The sequence below is a fragment of the Pseudomonas sp. FG-3G genome (assembly GCF_901007645.1).
In the GTDB taxonomy this organism is placed as follows: Bacteria; Pseudomonadota; Gammaproteobacteria; order Pseudomonadales; family Pseudomonadaceae; genus Aquipseudomonas; species Aquipseudomonas rhizophila.
Window position 1 is genome coordinate 167,246 of sequence record NZ_CAAKGZ010000024.1, and the last position, 18,764, is coordinate 186,009.

Here is an 18,764-nt window from a genome sequence, read left to right on the forward strand (position 1 = left end):
ACCTGACCACCTCGCCTTGCGCCGTTGCCTACAACTACGCCAGAATCCGCCGGCTTGTGCGCCTTGGGGTCGGGCTTTATCGTTTTCCGGTCGCTGACGAATCAGCGATCGGGTTTGGTAGCCCGGTTTTCCTGGTGCACGTGCAACCTGACGCAGGGGATTTCTATGCCCTCTGTTTTATGGTGGTCATGCGCAGGGCGTCCTCGGACGCGCCGGGTTGCCAGGTAACCGGTCTACCAACCTTCGTATGGCCACCTCCCTTCGTTTGGTAGCGAAAGGGATGGCTCCAATTTCTTACCTGGAGTTTCATCTATGTTCAAACCAACACCTAATCCGCCAGACACCGATCCAACCACGCTTAACACCAAAGAATTCGGCAAAGCCGCCGACCGTGCCCTCGACTTCTACCTCAAGCCCAAACCCACCAAGCCCGAGCCTGCTCCAAGCCAAGTCTTCACCGTCGTCAACGGTATCGACACCGAAGCCCTGCTCGCCAACCTCAGCGAAACCCTGGCCTCGGCCAATGCCATGGTCAGCGACCTGGCCTTCGATCTGGAAGGTTCCCGGCGCCACGTCGCCCTGGGCATTCAGCAACTGATCGAACTGGGCGGCTTGCTGGCGAACCGAGCGCTGGATAACGTCGACCCACGCTAGCCGCTACCACACGCTCCCACTGTGGGAGCGGGCTTGCTCGCGAAAGCGGTCTGCCAGTCAGCACTTGATTGGCAGACAGATCGCATTCGTGAGCAAGCCCGCTCCAATTGCATCGCGAATTCATTTCCAACAAAAGCAAACTACTAAGTGCAACAAAAATTCTTCAGGCAACCCCCGCTCCACGACAACACTTATCGCACTTGTTTACACATCACTTCTTGCCAACTTTTATTCCAAAATCCATAGTCCGGCGCCTCACACAAAACCAAGTACGAGCAGTTCGCCATGAAGTTCACCACTATCACCACCGCAGCCGCCATGCAAAAAATGAAGAACTTCATTATTGCCTGCCCTACGGAAAAACTGACTTACGCAAAAAATCGCTTTCAGCAGCTTGGGTATCATTCCGCCTTGGAAATGGCTGACGAACACATTCTCAGCGCATTAAAATTCAATGAAAACAACATGCAGGCTTTTATTCAACAATACGAGGCCGTTAAAGATACACCCCTTATAGATCTGCCCCTTGACACTCGACTTCTTAGCTTGAGCAACAGTTTTATCAACACTGCCGTGCCCCCGGCGATAGAGTTGATTCTCGCCACCCTTGACGACAAAACACCCTCACCAGCCTGCATCTCCCAGCACATCAGCACGCATATAGATGAACTGTTCAATGACCGGGAGCATCTGCGAGAAAAGCTCCGCTTGATATTGTCACTGATCCAGCAACCAATGCTCCAATCAGAAATCATCTACACAGACCTGAACACTTTCCGTCATGTTTACCAGCCCATTACATCCCCTGACGCAACAGAGTCTGAAGAAACCTACGGCCTGGCCTTCCTGGATCTCATGGGAGTTGAATTGTGCATACTGATCAATCATCCCTGCCTTGAGTTGAACGCACGGCATACACCTAAGATTGCAGGATTCCAGAACGAGTCTTATCTATACACCCTACTGCATGAGCTGACGCATTTACTGATTGGATCGAATGACGACTCCTACAATACGCCCACCGAGGAAGCAGAAGACATCAACCTCTATTCCACTGCCAACCTCAAACCACACGAAATCGACAACGCGGACAACTATTGCACCTTAATATTCATCACCCTCGCCCTTATGCATAAACAGGGTTGTCTGGACCTCACCCAATTTTAAGAAAATCAATCCACCACGCGGGTGCAATCGACCGAGCGAAGATGCTGTTGCGTCGATAGGAACCGATGTCAGCCGCGCTACCTCCAGCGTGAAACGCACCTGCGGCACGTTGCCGGAGTGGCGGTTGACGCGGAACTGGCAGTCGTAGAAGCGAAAATTGATCAGCGACAACCAATGGGACAGATTTATTTAACTCTGGCCCAACCGATTGGCGCACCCGATCCTCGCCATCCCACTGCTGTTAAACTGCGCTCCCGTCGCATTTTTCACCTCAGATTCTCATGCCCTCACACACAGCATTCTCCCAAGCCCTCTCCCGCCGCTTCAGCGTGGCCCCCATGATGGATTGGATGGATTAATCGCTGAACCTACCGCTCCGCTTGCTTTTAAGCGCTTGCTTAACCTCTCCTGTAGCAAATATTTAGCAAACTCGATTTAGCTTTCTTAATCGGTGCGCCGCTGGGCGAGAATCACACCGCTATGTGGGGTGGGTTCTGCTTGGTGGTCAGAAGTAATGAAATCGGGGACTTTGTACTTAGGGTTGCCTGATTTTTCTCACCAAAATGCAACGACTGGTACAGAAATTGGTAAAAGAACCCATGCCGCCCAGCCCCCCCCGCATCAGCTGTTACGAGACGGCCCCTTTCTTAGCTGGAGCCCCTTTTCTCTCGCTCAATATCGATTTTCGGGTCAGAAGCGGATAATGAATGATTACTCGCGAAGGGACTTAGTCGCGCTTATCGTTAAGATTGACTTATTTCCTTACTTTCCTCAATAGCTTACTTGAAACATATCCCTCTATAAAAAAACCTTCGTGCTCATATGAAACGAAAAGCCAAGTGCGATTATTTTTTTCTAACACAACAACCGGTGCATATTTAGGAAGCTCCATAAGGACTTCTGACTTAAGACCTGGAGCCGACCTCAGCCGCACATCGGAACGCATTACCAAACGAACATCCCCTGGCTTACCAGCAAGCTCAGCGCGTATGAAATTTCGTATTCCTACAAAGGTGATGGTTTGGGGGATACGAGCATTGATATCCACTATACTTGCCCGAATATCCTCCCAGCTTGCAAGTGCCGTCAGCATCGGCAATACAGCTAATAACCACAAATACAATAACCAGGTGGGAACTGACGAAAGAGGCTGTCTCTTAATGGGCGCGAAAACCTCGCCATCGACGTAAGAGCTCTCAGTAAACCGTGACGAAGCTAGATCCTTACTCTTCTCGGCTCGCGCAACAAGCTCGCCGACAACGCCGTCGAACGTCAGCCCTAAAGTTAGAGCTTGCTCACCAAGCTGCCTTAGCTGATAGCTGTCACCCCATGCCTTGGTCTGTTCAGCGAGCCGTCTCAGCTGATCACTGCCGCTCCACACTCTAGCTTGGTCAGCAATCTGCCTCAACTGATCGCTGGCGCCCAAGATATCTGCGTATTTAGCAAGCTGCCTCAATTGATCGCTGCCACTCCAAGCCTTGGCCTGTTCGGCAATCCGCCTTGACTGATTACTGACGCCCAAGGTCTTTGCCTGCTCCGCGAGCTGCCTCAATTGATCGCTGCCACTCCAAGCCTTGGCTTGCTCAGCAAGCAGCCTCATCTGATCATCACCACTCCAAGCTTTGGCCTGCTCAGTAAGCTGCCTTAACTGATCGCTCGCACCCAAGATCTTCGACTGCTCCGCAAGTTTCCTCAGTTGATCGCCGCCACTCCAAGCCTTAACCTGCTCAGCAAGCCGCTTCAACTGATCGCTGGAGCCCCAAACCTCAGCCGGACCAGAAAAAAACATATGCTCGTGCTCTGACTTCTTCACTCTAGAATCCTCTACTCGACGTAAATCGGCATATGAGAGCCTAGATTGCCATTTTTCTCGCAGCTAAATCATGGATTGAACCCTACCTGAAGGAGCAAGAAGAGAACGGATTTTCACAGGCTGATAGCCACGATGCTTTAAGCAAATCGATATCATCAGCATTGTCCAGATCCTACGGGATAGCCATACTACGAAAACGGCGTTTTCGTAATGGCCACCACCAAGAAAGGAGCTTCCAGTGCTGACCGAGCTACGAGTGCAAAATTTCAAAGCATGGAGCGATACAGGCAAAATCCGCCTCGCCCCCCTGACCGTAATCTTTGGGACCAATAGCTCGGGGAAATCCAGCCTAGGCCACTTACTCTTAGCACTCAAACAAACCGTCCAAATGGCTGATCGCAAACGTGCTTTTCAGCTAGGTGATGACCACTCCCTCATCGATTTAGGCACGTTTGCAGACTGTTTACATGGCCATGATTTGTCGAAAGAGCTTGAGTTCACATTACGGTGGAAGCTACCTCGTCCAATTACCGTTAAAAACGCCTCGGTTCATGGAGAGGTCTACAGTGGAAATGAGCTTTCTTTATCAGCATCTTTATTGTCGGATCGTTCTGGTCAGCCACGAACAAAAGAAATTCGTTATGTGTTGCTACAAGGGAACGAAAAGACACTCGATGTGGTTCATACCGGAGCAGGCTCCCGGGGAAGTCTGGAATGCTCTCCTCTGCGGTTAATGCATGCAAGTGGGAGAAAGTGGCCTGCCGAGCCTCCAGAGAAATTTTATCGATTTGCTGACCGTACATTGTTACGGTATCAAAATGCTGATTTTCTGGCTGACTTTGCCCTGGAAACCGAAAGAGTTTTGGATGCACTGTACTACCTAGGACCACTTCGAAGCCCAGCTAAAAGAGTCTATCAATGGTCTGGAGATACTCCTCCTGATGTTGGCGCCCAAGGTGAGTCAAGCATCGCAGCGTTACTAGCTGCAACTGAACAGAATCGAGAACTTAACCGAGGCTATCGGAAGCATCGCCAACGCTTTGATACATTCGTGGCAGGCTGGCTAGTTGACTTGGGAATTATCAAAGAGTTTCGCGTAAAACCGGTAGCAAAAGGGCGAAAAGAGTACGAGGTGTTAGTACGTACCTACGCCGACTCGCCAGAAGTTAAATTAACCGACGTTGGTTTCGGAGTTTCTCAAGTTTTACCTGCGCTTGTTCAAGCATTCTACTGCCCCCCGGGCTCTACACTTTGGATGGAACAGCCGGAAATCCACCTACACCCAATGGCGCAATCTAACTTGGCAGACGCTTTGATTAGTGCGGTTCAATCATATGAAAATGGACAACCTCGCGGCACCCAGTTAATAATAGAAACGCACTCAGAGCACTTCCTAAACCGTCTACAACGTCGCGTTGCTGAACGAGCAATTCCAAAAGAAGATATTGCCGTATATTTTGCAAAAAATAAAAAAGGCGGAGCCGAACTTGAGGAACTGAAACTAGATGAGTCGGGCGAAATACTTAATTGGCCTGAAAATTTTTTTGGCGACGAGATGGGCGACATAGTAGCGCGAACACTCGCTGCGATGGAGAATACGAAAGCAGGAGCTAAATAATGTCCGCAACGGTCATTGACACTAATGTTCTCCTAGTCGCAAATGGAAGTCACTCAGATGTATCAGAGGCCTGCCGAACCGAATGCATTACTCGCCTGAGAGACCAACAAAAATCCATTACTGTAATTGACAACAAGGGAAGAATACTTCGCGAGTACCAAAACAAAACACGCCCCAATCAACCCAAGGGAGTTGGCGACGTGTTCCTAAAATGGCTACTACAAAACCAACGCAACACAAAATATGTTCATCAGGTAGATATTACTGAAATTGAAGAGAACTCCTTTCTCGAGTTCCCCTGCGATAACTTGCAGGCTATTTTTGATCCACCTGACCGAAAATTTGCGGCAGTTGCTAATGCCCATCCTGAAAAGCCTGTCATTTTGCAAGCCGCCGATTGTAAGTGGTTAGACTGGTGGGAGAGCTTAGAACGTAAAGGAATACAGGTGAAATTTTTATGCGTCGACGATGTGTGCCGCTTCTATAAAAACAAATTTCCTAAGAAAAAACAGCCTGAACTGCCTAAATCATGAACTATTTTTTTCGTTTTCCACACACTCCTCATTTAGCATGGATCGCGCATGGATCCCCGCGAGGGGACAAGATCTTAAGTCCGCACGAAGTAGACTTCCTTATTGATACCAATGTGATAATTGAAGAAAAACTTGACGGTGCAAATCTAGGAATATCTCTAGACGCTAATGGAAACCTCCAGGTCCAGAATCGTGGCCAATATCTTCATCCACCTTATTCAGGTGAATTTTCACGCCTGAACTCTTGGCTGCCGCAGCACAGGGAAGGGTTACTAGCCACATTAAAACCCGGCCAGATAGTTTTTGGAGAATGGTGCGCAGCCAGACACTCCTTAAATTATACAAAGCTTCCTGACTGGTTCTTGGTATTCGATGTTTTCGATAATGAAAATAAAAAATTCTGGAGCTGTTCTAAGCGCGATAAACTTGCATCAGCACTCGAACTAAATATTGTGCCCCGCATATTCAACGGACATGTAACAATTAAACAACTGATAGAAATAGTCATGAACCAAGACAGCAGATACCGCCCCGGAAAACTCGAGGGAATAATTGTACGACGAGACTCTAAAAATTGGTGCGAAGCCAAAGCAAAACTAGTGCGCCCTGATTTCACACAATCAATTGAAGACCATTGGCGCAAACGACCGATTGAGTGGAACCATGTTCAACCAACGAACTAAACCCTATTAGTATATATATCTTTCATTGCTGAAAAGCGAGTTATACCTTTAACATCTTCTGAACGGACAGTCATACAGCGCACTGCTTTTCATAACTGCCTTTCAATTAACCGTTAGCAACAAGCTCTAAGCAATCGCACTTAGGACTGCGGATAGTCTCGTCGCAAAAATCACAAATAAAATAGACACGTCGCTTCCTGGGATGGGCCCTCTAAATCAGTGGCACCTCAGCGCAACAGAATAGACAATCTCTACAACTCTACTCACATGAAACACTCCATAGTTGGTCCAAGCGAGTAGTGTAACTTTTGCTCATCATCTCCCGACGCATGTCCCAGTCTGGGTTGGCGGGCACGCTGGCTGCTCGTAGCGTCCCCCGGCCCCATCGCCCATTGATCTGGTCCAGCACCGTCATCAACTTCGTGGCATCGGCTGGTTGGGAGGTGGCAAACAGGTCGTCGGTGTACTCCCCTTGCTGACAAAGATTCATCAACAGCACCTCAGCCTTGCTGTAATTGAACCCCGGCCGGAAGACCCGGTCGAGCGCGTCCACCGCCGCCTTGGTCAATAGCCGCACATCATCAGTCGGGTACGGCATATCGATCAGTACACCGTTGGCGTACTTCGCCTCCTCCGGGTTGAACATGCCGGTGCGGATGCTGACGCGGATCTTCTTGCACAGCGACTTTTGCGCTCTGAGCTTTTCCGAAGCACGCATCATGTACGTGGCTACCGCCTCCTTGATGGGAGCCAATTCCGTGAGCCGCTTACCAAACATCCGGCTACAGCAGATCTCCTGCTTCGGCGGGTCCGGCTCGTCCAGGTCCAGGCACGGCGTGCCGCCCAGCTCGCGGGCAGTCTTCTCGATCACCACACTGAATTTCTTGCGTAGCGTCCACGGGTCGGCCTTCGCCAGGTCCATCGCGGTCTTGATGCCCATGGCGTCCAGGTGAAGTTTCATCTTGCGACCGACTCCCCAGACTTCGGACACGTCGGTGTTGCGCAACACCCAGTCGCGCTTGAACGGGTCGCAGATATCGACCACGCCGCCCGTTTGTACTTGCAGCCGCTTGGCGGTGTGATTCGCCAGCTTCGCCAGGGTCTTCGTGTGAGCGATCCCTACCCCGACTGGGATACCGGTGCAGCGCAGCACGTGGCTGCGGATCTTGCGACCGAGGGCATCCCGGCCGTCGATGCCGGTGAGATCCGCGAAGGCTTCGTCGATGCTATAGACCTCGACGGCCGGAACCATCGATTCAATGAGCGTCATCACGCGCTCGCTCATATCCCCATAGAGCGCGTAATTCGACGAGAATGGGACGATGCCGTGTTTCTGCAGCTTGTGCTTGATCTGGAAATACGGCTCGCCCATCTTCACATAGGGCTTGGCGTCGTAGCTGCGGGCGATCACACAGCCGTCGTTGTTGCTCAGCACCACGATGGGCACGCGGGCCAGGTCGGGTCGAAACACGCGCTCGCAACTGGCATAGAAGCTGTTGCAGTCGATCAGGGCGAAAACTGGCTGGGGTTTAGACATGGCTGCGCACGCTGCATGTAATGACGCCCCAGATCACCAGCTCGTCGCCCTCAAGCACGTACCTCGGTGGATACTTTGGGTTCTCCGAAAGGAGAATCACCTCCCTGCCGCGAACGCAAAGCCGCTTGCATACGGGCTCGTTGTTCAGCAGTGCTACGACGATGTGACCGTGCGCAGGCTCCAAAGCGCGGTCCACGACGGCGAGATCGCCTTCAAAAATACCAGCGCCCTGCATGCTCTCCCCAGCGATTGAGACCAGGTAGACATGCGGGGCGCGAATGTTCAGAACCTCATCCAATGAGATGTGCGCTTCGATGTGGTCCGCTGCCGGGGAAGGAAACCCGGCGGGTACTCGAAACGAACACAAAGGCAGCTTCAAGCCACCCGTAGCGATAGGGCCTAGAACTGAAAAGCTCATGACGCACGACTTCCAAAATACTGTACGAACATACAGTTAACTTTGTACAAGTTTCTTGGTCAATTTGTATAGGAAAAATCTGACAGGCGGGTCAGCCCATCCGCGGGAGATTCTTGCAGTACGGGGATGACGGGGTCATCGATTTAACTCTGGCCCAACCGATTGGCTCTCTCCATCCTCGCCATCCCATTCCTGTTAAACTGCGCTCCCATCGCATTTGTCACTTCAGATCCTCATGCCCTTACACACAGCATCACCGCAAGCCCTTTCCCGCCGCTTCAGCGTGGCCCCCATGATGGACTGGACTGACCCCCACTGCCGGTTCTTCCTACGCATCCTCTCCAAACACGCCCTGCTCTACACCGAGATGGTCACCACTGGCGCGTTGCTCAACGGCGATCATGAGCGTTTCCTGCGTCACCATGAAGCCGAGCATCCCCTGGCGCTTCAACTCGGCGGCAGTGTCCCGGCCGACTTGGCCGCGTGCGCGCGGATGGCTCAGGAGAATGGTTACGATGAGGTCAATCTCAACGTCGGCTGCCCAAGCGATCGCGTGCAGAACAACATGATTGGTGCATGCCTGATGGGGCATCCTGAGCTGGTGGCCGATTGTGTGAAGGCGATGCGTGATGCTGTGTCGATTCCGGTGACGGTCAAGCATCGGATCGGGATCAACGGGCGGGACAGTTACGAGCAGTTGTGTGAGTTCGTCGGGACGGTGCGTGACGCCGGTTGTACGAGTTTTACCGTGCATGCGCGGATTGCGATTCTGGAGGGGCTGTCGCCCAAGGAGAACCGTGAGATCCCGCCGCTGCGGTATGACGTGGCGGCACAGTTGAAGAAGGATTTCCCGGAGCTGGAGATTGTGCTCAACGGCGGGATCAAGACGCTGGAAGCCTGCCACGAGCATTTGCAGACATTCGACGGTGTGATGCTGGGGCGCGAGGCGTATCACAACCCGTATCTGCTGGCCGAGGTGGATCAACAACTGTTTGGCAGCAGCGCGCCTGTCATCAGTCGGGCCGAGGCGTTGGCGCAGTTGCGGCCTTATATCGCCAAGCACCTGGACGCCGGCGGGGCGATGCATCACATCACTCGCCATGTACTGGGGTTGGGTACCGGGTTTCCTGGGGCGCGCCGTTTTCGGCAGTTGTTGTCGGTGGACATCCACAAAACCAAAGACCCGCTGGCGCTGCTGGATCAGGCGGCGGGCATGCTGGAAGGACGCTAACTGTCACTTGCTTTGAACCTGAGTCCTGTTTTGGCATCGTATCTACCGATACCCGCCCCGGCCTTTCAAACATCCGTTTTCAGGTTGTTGCCGCTGGGGCCATCGATCCCCCTTCACGCCCTTGAGTGGCTGCCGGCCCTCGGGTAATGTCAACAGACCCATAGGACAGAGCACGCTCATGACTTCCAAGCTGGAACAACTCAAACAATTCACTACCGTAGTGGCCGATACCGGCGACTTCGAAGCCATCGCCCGCGTTAAACCCGTGGATGCCACCACCAACCCTTCCCTGCTGCTCAAGGCCTCGGCCATTCAAGGCTACGCCGAGCTGCTGAACGCCTGTGTGGCCGATTGCAAGGGCGATGTAGGCCTGGCCAGCGACCGTTTTGGCGTGGCGGTCGGGCAAGAGATTCTCAAGGTGATTCCGGGGCGTATTTCCACTGAAGTGGATGCGCGTCTGTCGTTCGACACCGAGGCCATGCTGAAACGTGCGCATCGCCTGATCGACCTGTACGAAAAGGCCGGCGTTGGCCGCGATCGCGTGCTGATCAAGATCGCGTCCACCTGGGAAGGTATTCGCGCCGCCGAGCAGCTGGAGCGTGAAGGCATCCAGTGCAACCTGACGCTGCTGTTCTCCTTCGCCCAGGCTGCGGCTTGCGCCGATGCCGGCGTGTTCCTGATTTCGCCTTTTGTCGGCCGCATCTACGACTGGTACAAGAAGGCCAACGGCAACGACTACACCGGTGCCGATGATCCGGGCGTGCAGTCGGTGACGCGTATCTACAACTACTACAAGGCCAATGACTACAAAACCGTGGTCATGGGCGCAAGCTTCCGCAACCTCAACCAGATCGAGCAACTGGCCGGCTGCGACCGTTTGACGGTCAGCCCGGATCTGCTGGAGAAACTGGCCGCCGACGAGGGCAAGCTGGAACGCAAGCTGGCACCTGGACAAGCCGGCGAGGCGCGCTTGAGCCTCAATGAAGCGCAGTTCCGCTGGTTGTCCAACGAGGACGCCATGGCGACTGAGAAACTGGCTGAAGGCATTCGTCAGTTCGCGCGGGACCAGGAGAAGCTTGAGGCGTTGCTGCAAGCCAAGCTTTGAGGTGATATCGGAGGCATAAAGAAGGGCGAACCTGGGTGGGTTCGCCCTTTTTTATAGGCTTGGGAAGGTGGCGGCTGGCCGGGAGCCATCGCGAGCAGGCTCGCTCCCACAGGGGGCGCTGGGCAGATAAACATTGTGGGAGCGAGCTTGCTCGCGATGAGGCCCGCTCAGTCTACGCAAAACCTGTGAATCAAGGCCGCTCCAGCGCACTCACCAGGTCATGGAACGCGTCACGATTGGAGTCGTTCAGCCCCATGAGGATCTTATGGGCCTCAAGCACCTTGATCCGCACTTCCTCTTCCGATTGATCCTGATCGGGCAGATCGTCCAGGCACTCCGGGCATGGCACGGGATCGCCGACGATATTGAATACCTGGTCAAAGCCCATGGATTGCAGCAACCGGGTGATGTCGTTGTGGGTGGTGACCACGGTCGGCAGCAGGCCGACCTTTTGCCGCGACAGGATCGACAGCTTGGCCAGCAGGCCCAGGGTGGTGCTGTCGATGCTGCGGGTTTCGGTCAGGTCGATCACGATGGCGTTGAAGTTCAACGCGGTGAAGATCCGCTCAATAGTCGCATCCAGCGCCGAACAGAGGGTCAGGCGCACTTCACCGACAAACTTCAGGACAAAGGTGCCGTCCTGCTCGGCGAACTGGATTCTACCGGTACTCATCAAAGATTCCTGCTCAACACTAACAGGGCGATATCATCCGGCATCTCCCCTAGCGTGGCTAATCCAAACACTTGACGCAAGCCTTCCAGGCTGCCGCCCGCTGCGCTTACCCGTTCAGGCAAGGCCGCTTCTTTCTCTTTGAGTGTAGGTTCTGACAAAAGGTCCAGAATGCCATCAGACATCAGCGTCAAACTGAAGGTCGGTGGCAGTTCCAGTACGTGGTCTTCGTAGGTGGCCTCATTGAACAGGCCCACCGGCAAACCACGCCCTTCCAGGTAACGAACACTGTCAGGCGTATACAACACAGGCAACGGCAGATGACCGCCGATGCTATAGGTCAACAAACCCGTCTCCTCGTCGATGACCCCACCGACCATTGTCACGTGTTTGCCCAGCTTACAACTGATCAGGCCCCGGTTGATATGACCAAGGACTTCTGATGGCTTGAACTCAGGCAACGTGCCGTTGCGCTTGGATTCGAACAACAGACGCGTGGTCATGAACTTCAACAGTACCGTGACGAACGCTGACGAAGCGCCATGGCCGGAAACGTCCGCCAGATAGAACGCCACTCGACGTTCATCGACCCGGAAATAGTCGACGAAATCCCCCGACAGATACAAAGACGGGATGATCTGGTGGGCAAAACGGAAATCGTCAACGGTCCAGGGACTGACCGGCAACATGTTCATCTGCACCTGGCGGCCGGCGTTCTGGTCTTCCTGCAACAGGTTCAGGCTGGCTTCCAGCTCGCGGTTGGCGGTTTCCAGCTTCTCGCGATAACGCTGGTTCTCCACCAACAGGCGCGAACGGTCCAGGGCCCGGCGCACCGAGTGCTCGAGCACGGCCAGGTCTTCAAGGGGCTTGATCAGGTAATCGGCCGCGCCCAGGCGCAACGCCTCAACCGCGTCGTTCATCACGCCCGCGCCCGAAACCACGATGACCGGGGTCTGCGAGGAAAGCTCGGTGACTTGGCGAATGAGTTCGAGTCCGCCCATCTGCGGCATGCGCAGGTCGCAGATGACCAGGTCGGGCTTGTCTTGCTCGAATACCTGAAGACCCTGTTGACCGTTGCTGGCCTGCAGGACGCTGAAACCACTGTCTTCCAAGTAGGCTGCGAGGCTGGCTCGCACCACTTCGTCATCATCGATTATCAGCAGCGTGGCACTGGTTTTTGGCATGTGGGCAAACGGCGCCAGAATTAGGTTGGCGTAGCGGGCTGGGCAACTGGGCCTGGCGCTCACTACTGGATTCGCTTTCTAGCCTCTCTGTCGTACCGGATGTAGGCCCTTGTCCTACACACAGTTACATCAGAGGTGCCCTTCTAAGGCGCAGACGGTACTCCCATCCGCGGGGCGTTTCAAGCTCATGCAGATAGCCGCTTGCCGTCTTGGTTTGTCAAAGTACAGAGAGTTATAAGAACCGAGCGAAGCGTAACTCAATGGAAGGTTCGATCCCTGCTTAAACAGTGCCTCAAAACAAAGAAGGCGGCCCTGAGGCCGCCTTCCTGGGGTTACCGGGCGAAATTAAAAATCATCTTCGACCTGGCCATCCTTGACCTTGAATTCACGGTTCTGCAGGAAGGCGTTGCGGATAAACACATACTTGTCGCCACTCACCAGTTTTTCGGCGGACAACAAGCTGGCGCGGGTATCGACGATGTTCAGACCGAAGATCGAGTTACGCACCGAGACGTTGTCGATGTAACGATAAGGGGCCGTGTAGTCATCGACAAGCTTGGCCGGCGCGTCACGCAAGGTGCTTGGCCCCAACAACGGCAGCACTACGTACGGGCCACTGCCGACTCCCCAATAACCCAGGGTCTGGCCGAAATCTTCATCGCTGCGTTGCAGGCCCATATGGGTGCCCACGTCGAAGAACCCCAACAGGCCGAAGGTGGTGTTGAAGATCAACCGGGCCGTGTCGACCCCGGCTGCGGCCGGTTTGGCCTGCAGGACATTGTTGGCCAGATTGCCCACGTCGCCGATGTTGCGGAACATGTTGTGGATGCCGTCTTCGAGAAACTGCGGCGTCACGTACTGATAACCCTGGGCCAGCGGCTTGAGTGCGTAGGTATCAACGGTGTCGTTGAAGGTAAAGATCGGGCGGTTGATGCTTTCCCAAGGATCGTCTTCCGTTGCGGCCTGGGCGGCGAAGGGGACTAGCAGGACGCAGGCAGACAAACACAGCTGAGCTAGACAATGGCTCCAGCGCATAGGGAAAACTCCTTGGATTATTCAGGCAAGGGCGCCGAGCCCAGGCGGTAAGGGCGCTAGTATAAAGCGGAACGCTTGGATAGACAGCACTGAAAGAGAAGCTGCTCGTAGGATTTTTCCGCACCCGGCGCCTTCATTTCACTGTCATTGGACTGTCATTGAGGCACGTTAGGCTGCGGGATATTTCAAGGACGTTCCCATGCCCCGCGCCGAAACCCTGCCCCTGCCCGCCCCCAGCCTGACCGCCGTACTGTTTGGCTTGAGCGGTTGTCTGGTGGATTTCGGGGCAAGGGCGCGACAGGCAGGCGCAGTGCCCACCGAGCATTCGCAACCAACCCCCGGCGCCCTCGAAAGCCTGCGCCTTTTGCAGCTTCAGGAGATTCCCTGCGCCTGGCTCGACGAACTGCCACCTGCCATCAGTCATAGCCTGGCAGCTTCGTTACCAGCGTGGATCAAATCACCGCAACTTCCAGCAACAAATTATCCGTGGCCGGCCCCGCATGCCTGCTGGCAGGCCTTGATGGCGTTGAACGTCCAGCAATTGGACGGTTGCGTGCTGGTCAGCGGCGAGCCGCGCTTGTTGCAGTCGGGGCTCAATGCCGGCTTGTGGACCATCGGCCTGGCGTCCTGCGGCTCGCTGTGTGGCCTGGCGCCGAACGAATGGCAGCTCCTGAGCCAACAGGAACGAGAGACCAAGCGCGCCAAGGCCACCGTGCAGTTGTTCGGCCTGGGCGTGCATTCGGTGATCGATCACCTGGGTGAACTCGACACCTGCCTGGCGGATATCAGCCTGCGTCGGCTCAAAGGTGAAAAGCCCTGACCGAGATCATGCAGGGTGCACGAGGGTGGATTACTCTTAAGGCAAGCCACGGACTTTTGACGCATCGTCGCGGTCCATGGCTGTGCCTATCAATAAAGGGAGTACGCCAATGCCTGCCCGCGAATTGCAGAAACAACTTGATGAACTGCGCGAGCAATTGGAACAGAACCCGCCGCTTTCCGAACCGGAGCGCGAGAATCTGCATCAACTGATGATTCAGCTCGAAGCCGAGATCGAACTGGATAATTCGCTTCAGAATGCCGACCTGGTCGATGGTGTGAACCTGGCTGTCGAGCGCTTCGAACTGGATCACCCCACTATTGCCGGGACGTTGCGCAATATCGTACAAGCCTTGGGCAACATGGGAATCTGAACCCCCAGATGCAAAAAAGCCCCGCTATTGATAGCGGGGCTTTTCATTTTTCACGATATGAAATGCAATCCCCTGTGGGAGCGAGCCCGCTCGCGATAGGTGGCTCAGCCAACATCAATGCTGAATGTGCCTGACTCATCGCGAGCAGGCTCGCTCCCACAGGATTATTTATTGCCGGACCAGGCGATGGTTCGGCAGCTGTACCTCTTCGGTACTGCGATACGGATTGATGTCCAGCCCACCCCGCCGCACATAGCGCGCATACACCGTCAATTTTTCCGGTTTGAGCAAGCGTTGCAGGTCGAGAAAGATCCGCTCCACGCACTGTTCGTGGAAATCCGAATGCTGGCGGAAGCTGACGATGTAGGCCAACAGGCTGGCAGGGTCCAGCGCCGCACCGCGATATTGCACCGCCACGCTGCCCCAGTCCGGCTGGCTCGTCACCGGGCAATTGGATTTGAGCAGATGGCTGTGCAGGCTTTGCTCCACGATGCGCGAATCATCGCAGCGCAGCAGCTCCGGGCGCGGATGCTCGTAGGAGTCGACGGTGATGTCCAAGTCATCGATGCACACGCCGGGTAATGCCACGACCCCTTCACTTTCCACGTCCTTGAGGCTGCGGATGCGCACGCCCACCGGTTTACCGGCGGCCGCCGACAGGTCCTGACGCAAGGTCGCTTCCAGGCTCGCGGTATCAGCGAATGGCGTCTGGTTCAGCGAGTTGAGGTACAGCTTGAAGGATTTGGATTCGATGATGTTTGGTGAATCCGCCGCGATTGCGAATTCACCAATGGCCACCACCGGTTTGCCAGACGGCAGCAGCCATGACAGCTCGAAACAGTTCCAGAAATCCACGCCCTTGTACGGCAGGGTCTCGGCCGTCAGGCCCAGTTCCGCCCATTTCGCGGTGCGCGGGATCGGAAACAGCAGTGACGGCGTGTACGTGGCGATGTATTCGCTGGATTTGCCCAGCGGCGAATGTTCGGCTGCGGGATGCATGACGGAAACCTGACTGAAGAATCAGCCAATTCTATCAGCCTTTGCCCCAGCCTTTGAGTGCTTACTGACTGACTGTCAGCTTGCCTTTCATCCCGGCCTGGTAGTGGCCGGGCACATTACAGGCGAACTCCAGCCGCATGGCCTTGTTGAAGGTCCAGGTCAGCTCGGCGGTTTTGCCCGGCTCCACCAGCACACTGTTGGGGTCTTCATGGCGCATGCCGGCCTGCCCGTGCCCCATGGAGCCATGGGCCATCCCTTGCTTCATTGCGGTCGGGGTCAGTTGTCCGCTCTGTTGCATCTTGAGCATTTCCTGCTGATGCTGGGCGTGCATCGCGGCATTGCCCAGGTTGAACTCATGCAGCAACTGACCTTTATTGATCAGCACGAACCGAACGGTCTCCCCAGCCTTGATATCAAGTGCACCGGGGTCGAAGGTCATGTCCCCCATCACCACATCGATACTGCGACTGGCCTTGGCCGCCGAGGCAGGCTGGCCGAAATCAAAATGACCCGGTGAAGCCCACGTGGGCGTACTGAGCACCAGTGCAAAGGCGGTCAGGATCAAGCGGTTTGCCATTAACATGTCCATACTCCTGTCAGATTCAGCGTGTGAGAACTCTATCTCTGCACACCTGCCAATCGGCTTACGGCTCGATTACAACTTTGTCAGGTAGAGCCACGGCCACGTCCGACGCGGTATAACGCCCTCGTTCCAACAACGCCTTGAGCTGCCCATGAAACTGCTGATCGTCGAAGACCAAACCAAAACCGGCCAATACCTGCGCCAAGGCCTGACCGAAGCCGGGTTCAACGCCGACCTGGTGGCCGATGGCATTACCGGCCAGCAATTGGCCTTGAGCGGTGAATATGCCTTGCTGATCCTCGATGTGATGCTGCCCGGCCGCGATGGCTGGCAGATTTTGCAGGCCGTGCGCGGCGCCGGCCTGGATACGCCGGTGCTGTTTCTCACCGCGCGGGATGCGGTCCAGGATCGCGTGCATGGCCTGGAGTTGGGCGCCGACGATTACCTGGTCAAACCCTTTGCCTTTTCCGAACTGCTGGCGCGAGTGCGCAGCCTGTTGCGCCGCGGTAGCTCGACGCCCCAGGAAACCAGCCTGCGACTGGCGGACCTGCGCCTGGACCTGATCCGCCGCCGCGTCGAACGCAGCGGCCAGCGCATCGACCTCACGGCCAAGGAGTTCGCGTTGCTGGAAATGCTCCTGCGTCGCCAGGGCGAGGTCCTGCCCAAATCCCTGATTGCTTCCCAGGTCTGGGATATGAATTTCGACAGCGACACCAACGTCATCGAAGTCGCGATACGGCGCCTGCGAATCAAGATCGACGACGATTTCCCCAGCAAGCTGATCCACACCGTGCGGGGCATGGGGTATGTCCTTGAAGAGCGCAACCTGTGAGAGGGCGTTGGTCGCTGAGCAGCCGGCTGGCGCTGCTGTTCGCCGCCTGCACCGCCGTGGTCTCCCTGTTTGCCGGCGTGCTGTTCAGCCGTGGCAGCGAGGCGCACTTCATCGAGCTGGATCAGCAACTGCTCGAAGGCAAACTGATCGGCCTGCGTCGCGCCCTGCAGGGGCTGGATGCCGAGCAAACCCAAAGCCGTCTGGCAGATGAACTCAGTCGCCAGGCCGACCTGGCCTTGCGCATCAAGGATAGCGATGGCGTGCGCTGGTACGACAGTTCGCTGCGGATTCCGGCTCAGTTGCCGGAGCGTCCCGGCCTGTCCACCCTCAGCGATGCCGACACTGACTACCGGGTATTGAATGCGCCGCTGTACCCCGACCGCACCGACTCGCCGCAACTGACGCTGCTGCTGGACATCACCCACCACCAGCACTTCCTGCAACGCATGCAGCGCCTGATCTGGCTGACGGTCGGCCTCTCAGCCCTGGCTACCGCCCTGCTCGGGGCCTGGGCCGCCCGGCGCGGCTTGCGACCGTTGCGGCGTATGGGGGCCATCGCCGGCAGCGTCTCGGCCCGCTCTCTCAATGCCCGACTGCCGGAAGAACACATGCCCGCCGAACTGGCGGAACTGGCCCACAGCATCAATGACATGCTCCGACGTCTCGATGATGCGTTTCAACGGCTCTCGGCGTTCTCTGCCGACATCGCCCATGAACTGCGCACCCCTTTATCGAACCTGTTGACCCACACTCAGGTCACCCTCACCCGCGAACGCTCGCTGGAGGATTATCGCGAAGCATTGCACAGCAATCTTGAAGAGCTGCAATGGATGGCGCAGTTGGTCAACGACATGCTGTACCTGGCCAAGGCTGACCACGGCTTGCTGGCACCCAGCCGCGAACCGCTGGAACTGGCTCAGGAAGTGGATCTGCTGCTGGAGTTTTTCGCCCCGCTGGCCGAAGACGCCCACGTCCGCTTGAGCCGTGAAGGCAACGGCCGCATCGACGGAGACCGCAGCATGCTGCGCCGGGCCCTGTCCAATTTGCTGGACAATGCTTTGCGCTTCACGCCTGACGGTGGCGAAGTACGAGTACATATTGTCGAGGGCGTTGGGCAGATGCATGTAAACGTGGAGAACAGCGGTGACGGGATTTCAGCGCACTTGCTGCCGCGTCTGTTCGACCGTTTCTATCGCGCCGACCCGGCCCGCCAGGAAGGCAGCAGTGAACACGCCGGGCTGGGGCTGGCCATCACCCGCTCCATCGTCCGCGCCCATGGCGGGCAGATCCGCTGCGAATCGGCCGATGGCTGGACGCGGTTTTTGATTGAGTTGCCGAAGGAAGATTAAGCCCAACGCAAACCCTGGTGGCGAGGGGATTTATCCCCGCTGGGTCGCGAAGCGGCCCTAAACCCTGGCACCTGGGTGTAGCAGGCAGGTTGAGTTGACTGTATTGGGGCTGCTTCGCAGCCCAGCGGGGATAAATCCCCTCGCCACAGAGAGTGTCGCC

19 protein-coding genes are annotated in these 18,764 nt (G+C 55.7%); 11 read left to right on the forward strand and 8 right to left on the reverse strand.

Annotated features, from left to right (window positions below; all coding sequences use genetic code 11):
* Positions 1-312: 312 nt before the first annotated feature.
* The gene (locus PSEUDOMOFG3G_RS17145; protein WP_139050691.1) at positions 313-654 is read left to right on the forward strand and encodes a DUF6124 family protein; all 342 of its coding nucleotides are present in this window, start codon (positions 313-315) and stop codon (positions 652-654) included.
* Positions 655-939: 285 nt separating this feature from the next.
* Positions 940-1,821, forward strand: coding sequence for a hypothetical protein (locus tag PSEUDOMOFG3G_RS17150; protein ID WP_139050692.1), 882 nt, complete (start codon positions 940-942; stop codon positions 1,819-1,821).
* A 754-nt stretch (positions 1,822-2,575) separates the two neighbouring features.
* Here the strand turns inward: PSEUDOMOFG3G_RS17150 and PSEUDOMOFG3G_RS17155 are convergent.
* A complete protein-coding gene (locus tag PSEUDOMOFG3G_RS17155) occupies positions 2,576-3,634 on the reverse strand; it encodes an SH3 domain-containing protein (RefSeq protein WP_139050693.1) in 1,059 nt (352 codons plus the stop codon).
* Positions 3,635-3,872: 238 nt separating this feature from the next.
* On the opposite strand from PSEUDOMOFG3G_RS17155, the gene PSEUDOMOFG3G_RS17160 reads away from it, so the two are divergent.
* The 3 genes from PSEUDOMOFG3G_RS17160 to PSEUDOMOFG3G_RS17170 are packed head-to-tail and all read left to right on the forward strand — an operon-like array spanning position 3,873 to position 6,468.
* Positions 3,873-5,252, forward strand: a complete 1,380-nt coding sequence (locus PSEUDOMOFG3G_RS17160; RefSeq protein ID WP_139050694.1) for a DUF3696 domain-containing protein — start codon at positions 3,873-3,875, stop codon at positions 5,250-5,252.
* Entirely contained in the window at positions 5,252-5,785 is a 534-nt protein-coding gene (locus tag PSEUDOMOFG3G_RS17165; protein ID WP_139050695.1) for a hypothetical protein, read from the forward strand. Before PSEUDOMOFG3G_RS17160 ends, PSEUDOMOFG3G_RS17165 begins: the two co-directional genes overlap by 1 nt.
* Entirely contained in the window at positions 5,782-6,468 is a 687-nt protein-coding gene (locus tag PSEUDOMOFG3G_RS17170; RefSeq protein WP_139050696.1) for an RNA ligase family protein, read from the forward strand. The genes PSEUDOMOFG3G_RS17165 and PSEUDOMOFG3G_RS17170 overlap by 4 nt, the downstream gene beginning before the upstream one ends.
* Before the next feature lie 259 nt (positions 6,469-6,727).
* On the opposite strand, the gene umuC is transcribed toward PSEUDOMOFG3G_RS17170, so the two are convergent.
* Together umuC and PSEUDOMOFG3G_RS17180 are read right to left on the reverse strand one after the other, a co-directional pair.
* Positions 6,728-8,005, reverse strand: coding sequence for a translesion error-prone DNA polymerase V subunit UmuC (gene umuC, locus PSEUDOMOFG3G_RS17175; protein ID WP_139050697.1), 1,278 nt, complete (start codon positions 8,003-8,005; stop codon positions 6,728-6,730).
* A complete protein-coding gene (locus PSEUDOMOFG3G_RS17180; protein WP_139050698.1) occupies positions 7,998-8,423 on the reverse strand; it encodes a LexA family transcriptional regulator in 426 nt (141 codons plus the stop codon). The genes umuC and PSEUDOMOFG3G_RS17180 overlap by 8 nt, the downstream gene beginning before the upstream one ends.
* 235 nt (positions 8,424-8,658) lie before the next feature.
* Between PSEUDOMOFG3G_RS17180 and dusA the strand changes: the two genes are divergently transcribed.
* Both dusA and tal read left to right on the forward strand, forming a co-directional pair.
* Entirely contained in the window at positions 8,659-9,654 is a 996-nt protein-coding gene (gene dusA / locus PSEUDOMOFG3G_RS17185) for a tRNA dihydrouridine(20/20a) synthase DusA (protein WP_139050699.1), read from the forward strand.
* Positions 9,655-9,832: 178 nt separating this feature from the next.
* Positions 9,833-10,759 carry a transaldolase gene (gene tal / locus PSEUDOMOFG3G_RS17190; protein WP_047227233.1) on the forward strand — a complete coding sequence of 309 codons (927 nt, stop codon included), beginning with the start codon at positions 9,833-9,835 and terminating at the stop codon, positions 10,757-10,759.
* Between the two features lie 190 nt (positions 10,760-10,949).
* Here the strand turns inward: tal and rssC are convergent, their stop codons facing one another.
* The 3 genes from rssC to PSEUDOMOFG3G_RS17205 form a co-directional block, all read right to left on the reverse strand.
* Positions 10,950-11,432 carry an anti-sigma factor antagonist RssC gene (rssC, locus tag PSEUDOMOFG3G_RS17195; RefSeq protein WP_139050700.1) on the reverse strand — a complete coding sequence of 161 codons (483 nt, stop codon included), beginning with the start codon at positions 11,430-11,432 and terminating at the stop codon, positions 10,950-10,952.
* Positions 11,432-12,613, reverse strand: a complete 1,182-nt coding sequence (rssB, locus tag PSEUDOMOFG3G_RS17200) for a two-component system response regulator RssB (protein WP_047227231.1) — start codon at positions 12,611-12,613, stop codon at positions 11,432-11,434. Before rssB ends, rssC begins: the two co-directional genes overlap by 1 nt.
* Positions 12,614-12,958: 345 nt before the next feature.
* On the reverse strand, positions 12,959-13,648 hold the full coding sequence (locus PSEUDOMOFG3G_RS17205; protein ID WP_139050701.1) for a VacJ family lipoprotein: 690 nt from the start codon (positions 13,646-13,648) through the stop codon (positions 12,959-12,961).
* A gap of 199 nt (positions 13,649-13,847) precedes the next feature.
* On the opposite strand from PSEUDOMOFG3G_RS17205, the gene PSEUDOMOFG3G_RS17210 reads away from it, so the two are divergent.
* Both PSEUDOMOFG3G_RS17210 and PSEUDOMOFG3G_RS17215 read left to right on the forward strand, forming a co-directional pair.
* Entirely contained in the window at positions 13,848-14,468 is a 621-nt protein-coding gene (locus PSEUDOMOFG3G_RS17210) for a hypothetical protein (RefSeq protein ID WP_047227229.1), read from the forward strand.
* Positions 14,469-14,577: 109 nt separating this feature from the next.
* On the forward strand, positions 14,578-14,841 hold the full coding sequence (locus PSEUDOMOFG3G_RS17215) for a DUF4404 family protein (RefSeq protein WP_047227228.1): 264 nt from the start codon (positions 14,578-14,580) through the stop codon (positions 14,839-14,841).
* A gap of 168 nt (positions 14,842-15,009) precedes the next feature.
* On the opposite strand, the gene queF is transcribed toward PSEUDOMOFG3G_RS17215, so the two are convergent.
* Both queF and PSEUDOMOFG3G_RS17225 read right to left on the reverse strand, forming a co-directional pair.
* On the reverse strand, positions 15,010-15,840 hold the full coding sequence (gene queF / locus PSEUDOMOFG3G_RS17220; protein ID WP_139050702.1) for an NADPH-dependent 7-cyano-7-deazaguanine reductase QueF: 831 nt from the start codon (positions 15,838-15,840) through the stop codon (positions 15,010-15,012).
* A gap of 61 nt (positions 15,841-15,901) precedes the next feature.
* Positions 15,902-16,423 carry a plastocyanin/azurin family copper-binding protein gene (locus PSEUDOMOFG3G_RS17225; RefSeq protein WP_107322901.1) on the reverse strand — a complete coding sequence of 174 codons (522 nt, stop codon included), beginning with the start codon at positions 16,421-16,423 and terminating at the stop codon, positions 15,902-15,904.
* A 151-nt stretch (positions 16,424-16,574) separates the two neighbouring features.
* Here PSEUDOMOFG3G_RS17225 and PSEUDOMOFG3G_RS17230 point away from each other — a divergent pair, with 151 nt between their 5' ends.
* Together PSEUDOMOFG3G_RS17230 and PSEUDOMOFG3G_RS17235 are read left to right on the forward strand one after the other, a co-directional pair.
* Positions 16,575-17,255: a heavy metal response regulator transcription factor gene (locus PSEUDOMOFG3G_RS17230; protein WP_047227225.1), complete on the forward strand. Its 681-nt coding sequence runs from the start codon at positions 16,575-16,577 to the stop codon at positions 17,253-17,255.
* A complete protein-coding gene (locus PSEUDOMOFG3G_RS17235) occupies positions 17,252-18,604 on the forward strand; it encodes a heavy metal sensor histidine kinase (protein ID WP_107322902.1) in 1,353 nt (450 codons plus the stop codon). Before PSEUDOMOFG3G_RS17230 ends, PSEUDOMOFG3G_RS17235 begins: the two co-directional genes overlap by 4 nt.
* Positions 18,605-18,764: the final 160 nt, after the last annotated feature.